12 protein-coding genes are annotated in these 11,441 nt (G+C 59.3%); 2 read left to right on the top strand and 10 right to left on the bottom strand.

The genetic code is table 11. The annotated features are described in order from the left end of the window. Positions 1–34 precede the first annotated feature (34 nt). The 7 genes from hscB to trmJ form a co-directional block, all read right to left on the bottom strand. Positions 35–553 carry a co-chaperone HscB gene (hscB, locus tag BMZ10_RS13790; RefSeq protein WP_093463010.1) on the bottom strand — a complete coding sequence of 173 codons (519 nt, stop codon included), beginning with the start codon at positions 551–553 and terminating at the stop codon, positions 35–37. 8 nt (positions 554–561) lie between these two features. Further along, positions 562–885, bottom strand: a complete 324-nt coding sequence (gene iscA / locus BMZ10_RS13785) for an iron-sulfur cluster assembly protein IscA (protein ID WP_093463007.1) — start codon at positions 883–885, stop codon at positions 562–564. Positions 886–936: 51 nt separating this feature from the next. Further along, positions 937–1,323 (bottom strand): Fe-S cluster assembly scaffold IscU, encoded by a 387-nt coding sequence (gene iscU, locus BMZ10_RS13780; RefSeq protein WP_093463004.1) that lies wholly within the window; start codon positions 1,321–1,323, stop codon positions 937–939. A 180-nt stretch (positions 1,324–1,503) separates the two neighbouring features. Next, entirely contained in the window at positions 1,504–2,718 is a 1,215-nt protein-coding gene (locus BMZ10_RS13775; RefSeq protein ID WP_093463000.1) for an IscS subfamily cysteine desulfurase, read from the bottom strand. A 44-nt stretch (positions 2,719–2,762) separates the two neighbouring features. Further along, the gene (iscR, locus tag BMZ10_RS13770) at positions 2,763–3,254 is read right to left on the bottom strand and encodes a Fe-S cluster assembly transcriptional regulator IscR (RefSeq protein WP_093462997.1); all 492 of its coding nucleotides are present in this window, start codon (positions 3,252–3,254) and stop codon (positions 2,763–2,765) included. 170 nt (positions 3,255–3,424) lie between these two features. Next, a complete protein-coding gene (gene cysE / locus BMZ10_RS13765; protein ID WP_093462994.1) occupies positions 3,425–4,207 on the bottom strand; it encodes a serine O-acetyltransferase in 783 nt (260 codons plus the stop codon). Further along, positions 4,207–4,980, bottom strand: coding sequence for a tRNA (cytosine(32)/uridine(32)-2'-O)-methyltransferase TrmJ (gene trmJ, locus BMZ10_RS13760; RefSeq protein ID WP_093462991.1), 774 nt, complete (start codon positions 4,978–4,980; stop codon positions 4,207–4,209). The genes cysE and trmJ overlap by 1 nt, the downstream gene beginning before the upstream one ends. A 237-nt stretch (positions 4,981–5,217) precedes the next feature. Here trmJ and suhB point away from each other — a divergent pair, with 237 nt between their 5' ends. Then, complete coding sequence (gene suhB, locus BMZ10_RS13755) at positions 5,218–6,033, top strand: type III secretion system regulator SuhB (protein WP_093462988.1); 816 nt, start codon at positions 5,218–5,220, stop codon at positions 6,031–6,033. A 40-nt stretch (positions 6,034–6,073) separates the two neighbouring features. Here suhB and BMZ10_RS13750 read toward each other — a convergent pair whose 3' ends face one another. Beyond that, on the bottom strand, positions 6,074–7,009 hold the full coding sequence (locus BMZ10_RS13750; RefSeq protein ID WP_093462986.1) for a LysR family transcriptional regulator: 936 nt from the start codon (positions 7,007–7,009) through the stop codon (positions 6,074–6,076). A gap of 135 nt (positions 7,010–7,144) precedes the next feature. Between BMZ10_RS13750 and BMZ10_RS13745 the strand changes: the two genes are divergently transcribed. Further along, positions 7,145–8,389 (top strand): cation:dicarboxylate symporter family transporter, encoded by a 1,245-nt coding sequence (locus BMZ10_RS13745; protein ID WP_093462983.1) that lies wholly within the window; start codon positions 7,145–7,147, stop codon positions 8,387–8,389. An 85-nt stretch (positions 8,390–8,474) separates the two neighbouring features. Here the strand turns inward: BMZ10_RS13745 and BMZ10_RS13740 are convergent, their stop codons facing one another. Then, positions 8,475–10,073 carry an argininosuccinate lyase gene (locus BMZ10_RS13740; RefSeq protein WP_093462980.1) on the bottom strand — a complete coding sequence of 533 codons (1,599 nt, stop codon included), beginning with the start codon at positions 10,071–10,073 and terminating at the stop codon, positions 8,475–8,477. Between the two features lie 65 nt (positions 10,074–10,138). Next, positions 10,139–11,383 (bottom strand): OprD family porin, encoded by a 1,245-nt coding sequence (locus tag BMZ10_RS13735; RefSeq protein WP_093462978.1) that lies wholly within the window; start codon positions 11,381–11,383, stop codon positions 10,139–10,141. Between the last annotated feature and the right edge of the window lie 58 nt (positions 11,384–11,441).

Raw genomic sequence — 11,441 nt, 5'->3', positions numbered from 1 at the left:
ATCACTGGCGCGCCGCCCAGAAGGCGGCGCGGGGTTAATCGTCGAGGCGCTCTTCCAGCTGGCGCACTTCGTAGGAGAGCTTGTCGAGGAACTGCATGCGGCGCATCAGCCTTTCAGCCTGCTCACGCTGTGCAGCATCGTCCCAACAGGCTGCGAAGCTTTCGTTCAGTTCTTCCTGTGCAGCCTTGAGCCGGCGCTTGAAAACGGCCACACCCTCCAGGTCCGCGTCATCCTGCAGATCCTCGAGTTCTTCGCGCCATTGCATCTGCTGCATCAGAAAATCGGGATCGTGCACGGTGACTTCCAGCGGCACCTCGCCCTTGAGGGCCAGCAGATATCGCGCCCGTTTCGGCGCGCTTTTCAAGGTCTGGTAGGCATCGTTCAGACTTGCGGAGCGCTCCAGCGCAACACGCTGCTCAGACTCGGAAGCGTCGGCAAAGCGGTCGGGGTGCACGCTGCGCGCAAGTTCGCGATACCGCGAGGCAAGCGCGTCCAGATCCAGACGAAAACCCGGCTGCAGATCAAAAAGAGCGAAATGACAAGGAGTACCCACAATAAGCCTCAGACGTTGAAGCTTTCGCCGCAGCCACATTCACCGCGCGAGTTGGGGTTGTTGAACTTGAAGCCTTCATTCAACCCTTCCTTGACGAAATCAAGCTCGGTGCCGTCCAGGTAGACAAGGCTCTTGGGATCGATGATCACCTTGACGCCATGCTGTTCGAACACCGTATCTTCGCTTTCCGGCTGGTCGACGAACTCGAGCACGTAGGCCAGGCCCGAGCAACCGGTGGTACGAACGCCCAGACGAATGCCGTCACCCTTACCGCGCCCATCGAGGGAGCGACGCACGTGGTTAGCGGCAGCTTCGGTCATGCTGATAGCCATCGGATCTCCTTACATCACGCAAGTGACTTAACGCAGCTGAGTAAGACCTGCTTACAGCAGGCCTTTCTTCTGCTTGTAATCGTGAACGGCGGCCTTGATGGCGTCTTCAGCGAGTACCGAGCAGTGGATTTTCACTGGCGGCAAGGCCAGTTCTTCAGCCAGCTGAGTGTTCTTGATGGTCTCTGCCTCATCCAGCGTCTTGCCCTTCATCCACTCAGTGGCCAGGGAGCTGGAAGCGATCGCGGAGCCGCAACCGTAGGTTTTGAACTTGGCGTCTTCGATGATGCCTTGCTCGTTGACCTTGATCTGCAGGCGCATGACGTCGCCGCACGCCGGAGCGCCAACCATGCCGGTGCCGACATCAGGATCTTCCGCGTTCATCTTGCCGACGTTGCGCGGGTTCTCGTAGTGGTCAATGACCTTTTCGCTGTAAGCCATGATTCGTTCCTTTCGTCATCAGGTGAGTCGCTCTCGCGACACTTCAAACTATTGCGCTGGGTGATACTGCGTTGAAAACGGATGTCGATGCCTGACCAGAAACCTGATTCAGCCCTTTACCCGTTTCGTCCTGCCTTCCCATCACTCGCTACGAAGTGCCGCTTGTGTGGCGACTTTGAATTAGTGCGCCGCCCACTCGATCTTGGAGATGTCGACACCGTCTTTGAACATGTCCCACAGCGGCGACAGAGCGCGCAGCTTGGTGACAGCCTCGCAGACTTTCTGCGCGGCGTAATCGATCTCTTCTTCGGTGGTGAAACGGCCAAAGGTGAAACGGATCGAGCTGTGTGCCAGCTCATCGTTACGACCCAGGGCGCGCAGCACGTAGGAAGGCTCGAGAGAGGCCGAGGTGCACGCCGAACCGGACGAAACCGCCAGGTCCTTGAGCGCCATGATCAGCGACTCGCCTTCGACGTAGTTGAAACTGAGGTTCAGGTTGTGCGGCACGCGAGCCGTCAGGCTGCCGTTGACGTAGAGCTCTTCAAGGTGCTCGACCTGCTTGTAGAAACGATCGCTCAGCGCCTTGATGCGCACGTTCTCGCTCGCCATGTCTTCCTTGGCGATACGGAAGGCTTCACCCATGCCGACAATCTGGTGAGTCGCCAGGGTGCCGGAACGCATGCCGCGCTCGTGACCACCGCCGTGCATGGTGGCTTCGATGCGCACGCGCGGCTTGCGGCTGACGTACAGCGCGCCAATCCCTTTCGGACCATAGGTCTTGTGGGCGGAGAAGGACATCATGTCGACTTTCAGTTTCGACAGGTCGATTTCGACCTTGCCGGTGGACTGAGCCGCATCGACATGGAACAGCACGCCGCGCGAACGGGTCAGCTCGCCAATCGCAGCGATGTCGTTGACGGTGCCGATTTCGTTGTTCACGTGCATGATCGATACCAGAATGGTGTCGTCACGCAGAACCGCTTCGATCATGGCCGGGGTGATCAGACCGTCTTCGGTCGGGTCGAGGTAAGTGACCTCGAAACCTTCACGCTCAAGCTGGCGCATGGTGTCCAGGACAGCCTTGTGCTCGATCTTGCTGGTGATCAGGTGCTTGCCCTTGGTGGAATAGAAATGCGCCGCGCCCTTGATGGCGAGGTTGTCCGATTCAGTAGCACCGGAAGTCCAGACGATTTCACGCGGATCGGCGTTGACCAGATCAGCGACCTGACGACGTGCATTCTCGACCGACTCTTCAGCCTTCCAGCCAAATACGTGGGAGCGCGAAGCCGGGTTACCGAAATTGCCGTCAACCAGCAGGCAATCGCTCATCTTCTGCGCAACACGCGGGTCGACCGGGGTCGTCGCGGAATAATCGAGGTAAATCGGCAATCTCATTGAATATCTCCTATCGGGCAGGCGCGCCGCGCGTTCATCTGCGTTCACTCAACGGCGGATGTTTCAATCTTGTCCAGTTGCTGCATCTTGCTACCGCAACGACGCAGGTCCTGGCGTTGGGCGACTTCCTGCACTTCACGGCGAGTGACGAGGTCGGCCAGGCTGATACCGCTTAGAAATTCATGAATCTGCTGACTGAGATCGCACCACAAGTGGTGGGTCAGACAGGTGTCACCCGCATGGCAATCACCGAGCCCCTGACAGCGCGTCGCATCGACGGATTCGTTGACCGCATCGATGACCTGAGCGACCTGAATACCCTGCATGGTGCGAGACAGCTGATAGCCACCGCCCGGCCCACGCACACTGGACACCAGATTGCTGCGGCGCAGCTTGGCGAACAGTTGCTCGAGATAAGAAAGGGAAATCCCTTGCCGCTCAGAGATATCGGCCAGAGACACTGGCCCATGCTGCGCGTGCAACGCCAGATCAAGCATGGCAGTTACAGCGTATCGGCCCTTTGTAGTCAGTCGCATGACGTGTACCGCGGAGGTTCGGAATGGGAGCGAGTATGCTATTTCCGAGTATTTAAGTCAACTATAAGACCTAGTGAAACAGTCGGGATTACCCGCAAAAGCGCGGCGGCATGATAGCAAACGCCGGACTGAAATGGGATGCCCGCGTTTACTATACCGCGCCGCCCTTTTCAGTCCTGGACGACTTTGGTCTCAGGGCGTTCCTTGATGCAGTCGAACACTTCCTGACGCAGCTCCGGAAGCTCTTTCTCCCGGTATTCGCAGCCAAGGCTCTTGAGCGCCTTGCCCATGTCTTCCATGCGCACATCGACGGCCTGAAGATGATCCAGCAACTGACCGATCGCTTTGGCCACCGGATCCGGCATGTCTTCGCTGACGCCATAGGCATCGAAACCCAGCTTCTCGGCCATGGCCTTTCGCTTGGCTTCGGCGTCATCGTCGGATTTGACGATGATGCGCCCCGGAATGCCGACCACGGTCGCACCTGCGGGCACGGGCTTGGTCACCACGGCATTGGAACCCACCTTGGCGCCGGCCCCCACCGTGAACGGTCCGAGCACTTTGGCGCCCGCTCCCACCACGACACCGGACTCAAGCGTGGGATGGCGCTTGCCTTTGTTCCAGCTCGTGCCGCCCAGGGTCACGCCCTGATAAAGCGTCACGTCGTCGCCGATCTCGGCGGTCTCGCCAATGACGATGCCCATGCCATGGTCGATGAAGAAACGCCTGCCGACTTTGGCACCGGGATGGATTTCGATACCCGTCAACCAGCGACCGAAATTGGAAACCATGCGCGCAGGCCACTTCAGGTCCTTGCGCCACAACCATCCAGACAAACGATGCAGCCAGATGGCGTGCATACCGGGATAACAGGTCAGCACCTCAAACGCGTTGCGGGCCGCCGGGTCACGGTGAAACACACTTTGAATATCCTCTCGCAGGCGCTCGAACATCACTGATCCTTCCGCTTGTAGGGCTCACCGTTGGCCGCTTTCTGGGTTTCGGTGAGGATGCCACGCAAAATGCTCATTTCAGATCGATTGACAGCCGAGCGTCCGTAGAGCCGACGCAGCCGGGCCATCAGATGGCGAGGCTTCTCCGGATCGAGGAAGCCAATGTTTACAAGCGTGGCTTCCAGATGCTCATAGAATTTCTCCATCTCATCCATTGTCGCAAGCTCGGTACTGCGCACCGAGTTCACCTCGAATTTCTCGACCTTGCTCGCCTGCCCTTCAACCGCCAGCCATGACATGCGCGTCTCGTAGCTCAATACCTGAACAGCGGCCGCCAGGTTCAGGGAGCTGAACCCGGGATCGGACGGAATATGCACGTGGTAGTGACAACGCTGCAGTTCTTCATTGGTCAGCCCTGCGTACTCGCGACCGAACACCAGCGCGATTTCTTCGCCGAGTGCCGCGTGCTCCACGGATTTGTTGCCGGCCTCGCGAGGGTCGAGCAATGGCCAGGGAATACGGCGATCACGCGCGCTCGTGCCCATGACCAGGCTGCAGCCGACCAGCGCTTCTTCCAGCGTGGCCACAACCTGGGCGTTCTCCAGGATGTCGCTGGCACCGGACGCCCGGGCATCGGCATCGTGGTGCGGAAACATCGCGGGATCCACCAGCACCAGACGCGAAAGCCCCATGTTCTTCATGGCACGGGCAGCGCCACCGATATTTCCCGGATGACTGGTGCCGACCAGGACGACACGAATATTTTGCAGCAATGGTGTGGTCTCGCTAGCAGGTGAAAAGGGGGAGGAATCTTACAGAAGGGGCCGGCTCAACGCCACGAACCCTTGCGTATTGTGCGTTACATACACCCTTGCAAGGCCGCGGACCAGCCCGTCTTTGTCCAACTGTGCGCCGACCGGACGCATGGCAAAAGCTGCGCTCGCGCTGGAAATCATCGACAAGAACCCATAGAATGCCCGGCTCTCTTTAACGACCTAGGTGATACATCCATGCAGCCCATGCTGAATATCGCGCTGCGCGCCGCCCGCAGCGCCAGCGAATTGATTTTCCGCTCCATCGAGCGCCTGGATACCATCAAGGTCGATGAAAAAGACGCGAAAGACTACGTCACCGAGATCGATCGCGCAGCAGAGAAGACCATCGTCGACGCTCTGCTAAAGGCATACCCTACTCACGGCATCCTCGGCGAAGAAAGCGGCCTGCATGAAGGCAGCGGCGAAGGCGCCGATTACCTGTGGGTCATCGACCCGCTGGACGGTACCACCAATTTCGTTCGCGGCGTTCCGCACTTCGCGGTCAGCATCGCCTGCAAATACCGTGGCCGTCTGGAACACGCCGTTGTTCTGGATCCGGTCCGTCAGGAAGAGTTCACCGCCAGCCGTGGCCGCGGCGCCCAGCTCAATGGTCGCCGTCTGCGCGTCAGCCCGCGCAAGAGCCTTGAAGGCGCGCTGCTGGGCACAGGTTTTCCGTTCCGCGAAAACCAGCTCGACAACCTCGAAAACTACCTGAACATGTTCCGTTCGCTGGTCGGCCAGACCGCGGGTATCCGCCGCGCTGGCGCAGCCAGTCTGGACCTGGCATACGTGGCTGCCGGTCGTTTCGACGCGTTCTGGGAATCGGGCCTGTCGGAGTGGGACATGGCTGCCGGCGCCCTGCTGATTCAGGAAGCAGGCGGTCTGGTGAGCGATTTCAATGGCGGGCACGACTTCCTTGAAAAAGGTCACATTGTTGCGGGCAACACCAAGTGCTTCAAAGCCGTACTGACCTCGATCGCGCCATACGTGCCTGCATCGCTGAAACGCTAAGCGTCTCGCAGTAGAAAAAACCGGCCCTGTGCCGGTTTTTTTATGGGCGCTGTAGCGCTTTGCGCCCACTCAATTCGCGCGACAAGTCGATGAAGTTTTCCAGCGGCGGCAACTGATTGAAACTGCGACAGACCAGCGTGACCGGCGCGTGCAGCGGCGGTCGGGCGCCGCCGATTCTGCAATAGACGACGCTGTCCTTGTGCACATCCTTCATCGAGGCAGGCACGATAGAAATTCCCGCCCCTGCAGCGACCAGGCTGACGTTGGTGAGCATGCGCTCGACTTCAAACGCGATCCTGGGATTGAACCCGGCGTTCTGGCAGGCCTTGATGAGGTTGGCGTACATGCCCGGCGCACCGGGACGACGCACGAGAATGAACGGCTCGTCTGACAGGCTCGTCAGCGCAATGACAGGCATCGGGTCTTGCGCAGCGTGATCTGCCAGCAAACGATGCCCGACCGGCAACGTCAGCAGCATCTCTTCATTGAGCAGCCGATGAAACTCGATGCTTTGATGGCCGCCGACGGGGGCGCGCAGAATACCCACGTCCACGCCGCCGTCGATGGCCGCCTCGGTCAGCTGCTGGGCGCTGCCCTCTTTGAGTGAAACGGCCACGCCCGGAAAACGCTCGCGAAATGCTCGAATGATTTGCGGCGTCAGCGGATGCGCCGCTGCCGAGCTGGTGAAACCGATGCACAGCTGTCCTTCGATACCATGCGCCGCGCGGGAGGCCTTAAGCGAACCTTCCTTGACTCGCGCCAGAATGTCCTGCGCCTCTTGCAGGAACACCAGCCCGCCTGCCGTCAGATCGACACCTTTGGGGTGGCGCTTGAACAGATCGAAGCCCAGCTCATCTTCCAGGGCGCGAATCTGTTGACTGAGGGGCGGCTGCTGCATGTTGAGACGCGCAGCGGCGCGGGTGAAATGCCGCTCTTCGGCCACCATGACGAAATAGCGCAGATGACGAAGCTCCATGGTGGTCTGTCCCGCAACAAGGTTTTATGATTGCCGCCCGGTCGATGCGACATTGGCAGGCAAGCGTGCCCAATCCCCGTGGGGCTGGCAAGGCACGCTCATAACAATAAATACGCTGAAATTCCCGGGACACCGATGCCCACACGACTTCTGCGCAGCGCCACTCTGCAACTGCTTCTGGCCATCGCCTGCGGCGCGTTGCTGGGCCTTTTCGAGCCGCCGATTGCGGTCGAAATGAAACCCCTGAGCGATGGTTTCATCCGCATCATCGGCTCGATCATGCCGTTCATGATGTTTCTGCTGATTGCCTCTGGAGTGGCCAGCCTTCAGGTGAGGCAACGGGGTCTGGCCCGCAAGATTCTTGTTTATTTCCAGACGATGACGCTGCTGGCCCTGCTGCTCGGCTGTCTGATCGCCGAACTCCTTCAGCCCGGTGCGGGCGTGGGAGCCGGGCCGTTGCAGATCCCGCTGGCGCCGTTGGAAAACGAAACAGCGCGCACCGCTTTTTCCTGGTCTGCGATGGGCAACGTGCTCGGCCGCGCGGTTACACAGAATCCGATCCTGCAGATCATGTTCGCCGGCCTGCTGACCGGGGCATTGATCGCCCGCGCCAAGGGGCACCCAACGGCCGACGCCTTGCGTAACCTGCTTGAGAAAACCGTGGCGGTGTTGTTCAGTGTGCTGAAACTGATACTCAGGTTTGCGCCGCTCGCCGCCTTTGGCGCCATTGCGTACACGATCGGCAAGTTCGGTCCGGCTTCCGCAGTACCGCTGCTGAAATTCGTCGCAGTGATGTACCTGGCCAGTGCCCTGTTCGTATTGCTGATCCTGACACCTGTCGCCCAGGCGTCCGGCGCCTCGATCTGGCAGCTGATCATCTACCTCAAGGACGAACTGCTGCTGGTGACCTTTACCGGTTCTTTGATTGCCGCACTGCCGAGCCTGATCGAGAAAATGCAAAATCTGGGCTGCAACCCGCAACTGGCCCGCCTGGTGCTGACGACGGGTTACACCTTCAATTTAAACGGCTCGAACCTTTATCTGATCGTGGCTGCGGTGTTTTTAGCGCAACTGTCGGGCGTTCATCTGAGTGGGGAACAGATACTGACCTTGCTGCTGATTACGCTGGTGACCTCACTGGGGTCGACCAGCATGGCGGGCTCGGCGTTCTTCACCCTCATCGCAACCCTCAATCTGTTTCATGGGGTACCGCTGGAAAGTGCAGGACTTCTATTGGGCGTGGAACGCTTGATGAAGTGTCGGGTGCTGACCAACGTGCTCGGCAACTGCGTGGCGTGCCTGGCCATCGCGCGCTGGCAGAAGGCTCTGGATCGAGAAACCATGAGCGACGTGATCCAGCTTCCGGTCCATCGGAGCTGAATGTGCAGGAGCGTTTTTGGCGGGCGTCAGCCTGGTGCGGGCACCCACTCCCACAGGCAGGCCGGCCTGCAGGAGTGGGAATGAGTCAACCCTTGGACGACAGCAGCTTCTCGAATGCCCGGTCCAGATCACCTTCGGCCTGCGTCAGCTTTTCCCTACGCTCCCGCAACCAGGTCTGATCCGCTTGCAGCGTCTTGTGGGCTTCGGCCAGCATTCGCTTGACCTCCTGCGGCTGCGGGCCACCGGTGCCCTTGCGGGTTTTGACCATGTCCTCCGGGGATAACGCAGCGCGGAACGTCGCCTCGTCCAGAGGCAGTGAGTTGGGCTTCCACTGATATTTGTCAGCCGCCTTCGCATACAGCTTCTGTGCATCGGCGTACGGGAACGTCTTCGGCGTCAGGCCTTCGCTTCGCGCCTGTTCGACGATCATCGACGCAAAGCTGTGACCGATGCGGAACGGCACTTTCTGCGTGCGCTCCAGCGTATCGGCCAGCTCCATCGAGGTGGTCCATTCGTTTTCCAGCTCTTCCCGTGCGCGTTGCGGATTGACCTGTAGCGCGTCAAACACCGCGTCCATTGCCGCAAACATCTCTTTGGTGGAATCGAAGACGCCCAACGAGTCGAAGGCGAACTTGTAGTCGGTCATGCCGGTGGTCACGTTGTGCGCACGCAAGGTCACGGTCTGCGCCAGCCCGACCACATCTGACGCACTCTCACGGGCGCGCATCAGCAGTCCCGGATTGCGTTTTTGCGGCATGGCGCTGCTGGTGTAGGTTTTTTCTTCATCCAGCAGTAGCCAAGGACGAATCTGATGGTATTGCGTGTGAATGTCGCCAATCATTGCGCCCACGCGAATCGCCGAAGAAGACGCAATATTGGCCGCCTCGATCGGAATGTCGTAAGTCGACACCTGACTGGAATCCAGTGAGTTCTCGCGCACCCCGTCAAAGCCCAGCAACTGAGCCAGTCGTTCGCGATTCAGCGGGTAGGCCGAATTGGCAAGCACCGCCGTGCCCATCGGGCTCTGGTTCAGGCGCTGATACAGCTCGCGAATACGCTGACCGTCGCGATCGAATGCAGCCTCGAACGCCAGCAAATAGTGTGCGTAGCTGATCGGCATCGCCTGCACGCCATTGGTGTAGGCCGGCACGAGCGTATCGACGTTTTTGTCGGCCAGATCCAGAAGGCGCTTGCGCGTTGCATTCATGGCTTCGCTGTAGGCCAGCACGTCCGAACGCAGCTTGGCCAGACGGTACGTGGCGAGCATGTCCTGACGACTCCGACCGGAATGAATCAGCGAGGCCTCCGGGCCGATCTTGTCGGTCATAATCTGTTCGAGCTGGAGCACATCGCTCGGGCGTTTACCGTTGGGCTGATCCGCCTGATCGATAGCGTAACGCACACCCGTGGCGATCTTCTGCCCCATTTCCGGCTTGACGATGCCCTCCTCGGTCAGCATGACGATCGAGGCTTTGTTGATCCGGTTCAGCCAGGAAAACTGACTTTCCGTTTTACTGCCCGCGGATTTCGATTTGTCGACCGTGGCACCGATTTTTGCCGCCTGCGCGGCGCACTGTTCCGTGGTCGCGCAGGGCAGCTCTGCGGTATTGGCCGCGTAGGCGCCGTAACTGTTGAACAGGGCGAAGGCGACGGCCAGGTGGATAAGGGTTTTTCTTGTTGGCATTGCGGGCTCCGTTGCGGCGATCGCCGAGAATGAGCGTTGTCGGGAAGTTGCTGAAATCGAACGACTCAGAGCAGCGGCAGCGTGTAGCTGACGATGACGCGGTTCTGGTCAATGTTGTTGCCGCCGTTGCTGCGATAGCTGCCGTTGCGCCACTTCAACTCGAGGTTCTTGAGCACGCCGCTCTGGAACACATACGCAATGTCCGTGTTGCGCTCCCACTCGGTGCCCTCCTTGCTTGCGCGAGCAAAGTGGTCACCTTTGAGATAGCGAGTCATGAACGTCAGGCCAGGGAGGCCGACGGTCGCGAAGTCGTAGTCATAGCGCGCCTGCCATGACCGCTCTTCGGGGTTGGCGAAGTCCGGCGAGATCATCACGTAGTTGACGAGAAAGGAGTCCGTGCCTGCCAGGTGCGGAAAACCAGTTTCGCCGTTCATGCGTTGATAGGCCACACCGAAACCGTGGCCGGCGATGCTGTAAGTGAACTTCGCGCCGACCGCCGTGTTGTCGATATTGGAGTTGCCATCTTTGAGGGAGCGCGCATACCGCAGATCACTTTTGATGGACTGTGATTCGCTCAGCGCAAAGTCATGCACCAGCGTGACGATGTGCTGTTTGTAGTTGTTCTCCAGGCTGCCGTAGTTATAAGACGTGATGAGGCCTTTGGCCCAGTTGTAACTGGCACTGGCGAAATCGAAAGAATCACTTGGGCGCCCGCCTTTGATGCCTTTGCCTTCGGCTTCGATGTCTTCATGGCCGCTGTCATTGCGCTCGGTGTTGCTGGTCAGGCGACCGATATTGACGGTGGTGTCGGCAAGGTCTCTGGAGGTCAACTGCGCGCCGCGAAACGTCTGCGGCAACAAGCGACCGTCATTGGGCAAGACAGTCGGCAACCTGGGCATCAAGGTTCCCACCCGCAGCACGCTCTTGGAAATCCGGGCTTTGGCAGTCACCCCTGAACGGCCATAGTCATCGGGCGCTTTCTCGTCGCCGACAGGCAGCAGGCCGGTGTTGCGCCGGTCAGGTCCGGAGTCCAGCTTGAGGCCGAAAAGTCCGAGGGCATCGACGCCAAATCCCACCGTTCCCTCGGTAAAGCCGGATTCGTAATTAAGAATCAGGCCTTGGGCCCACTCGTCGCGTTTGGACTGGCTCGCACCGTCCTGTCGGTAATCGCTGTTGAAGTAGAAGTTGCGAAATTCGAGGTCTGCTTTGCTGTCTTCGAAAAAGTCCGCTTCCGCGAAGCCGGGAAAGGCGAGACTCAGTCCAAGGGCCGTAGCAGAAGTAAGGGCGAGAGATACAGGGCTTTTATGCATTGTTGTTTCCCGCTTGGCGTAACTTTTTTTATTAGAGTTGTTGAGGCGGGCTGGCTTG

The sequence above is a fragment of the Pseudomonas sp. NFR16 genome (assembly GCF_900108875.1).
Lineage (GTDB): Bacteria > Pseudomonadota > Gammaproteobacteria > Pseudomonadales > Pseudomonadaceae > Aquipseudomonas.
This window is presented reverse-complemented; position numbering and strand designations above follow the sequence as displayed.

Bases quoted from the DNA above. Each gene is read 5' to 3' on its own strand.
- iscA (WP_093463007.1), bottom strand. From the start codon at position 885: ATGGCTATCAGCATGACCGAAGCTGCCGCTAACCACGTGCGTCGCTCC.
- iscU (WP_093463004.1), bottom strand. From the start codon at position 1,323: ATGGCTTACAGCGAAAAGGTCATTGACCACTACGAGAACCCGCGCAAC.
- BMZ10_RS13775 (WP_093463000.1), bottom strand. From the start codon at position 2,718: ATGAGATTGCCGATTTACCTCGATTATTCCGCGACGACCCCGGTCGAC.
- iscR (WP_093462997.1), bottom strand. From the start codon at position 3,254: ATGCGACTGACTACAAAGGGCCGATACGCTGTAACTGCCATGCTTGAT.
- cysE (WP_093462994.1), bottom strand. From the start codon at position 4,207: ATGTTCGAGCGCCTGCGAGAGGATATTCAAAGTGTGTTTCACCGTGAC.
- suhB (WP_093462988.1), top strand. From the start codon at position 5,218: ATGCAGCCCATGCTGAATATCGCGCTGCGCGCCGCCCGCAGCGCCAGC.
- BMZ10_RS13750 (WP_093462986.1), bottom strand. From the start codon at position 7,009: ATGGAGCTTCGTCATCTGCGCTATTTCGTCATGGTGGCCGAAGAGCGG.
- BMZ10_RS13745 (WP_093462983.1), top strand. From the start codon at position 7,145: ATGCCCACACGACTTCTGCGCAGCGCCACTCTGCAACTGCTTCTGGCC.
- BMZ10_RS13740 (WP_093462980.1), bottom strand. From the start codon at position 10,073: ATGCCAACAAGAAAAACCCTTATCCACCTGGCCGTCGCCTTCGCCCTG.
- BMZ10_RS13735 (WP_093462978.1), bottom strand. From the start codon at position 11,383: ATGCATAAAAGCCCTGTATCTCTCGCCCTTACTTCTGCTACGGCCCTT.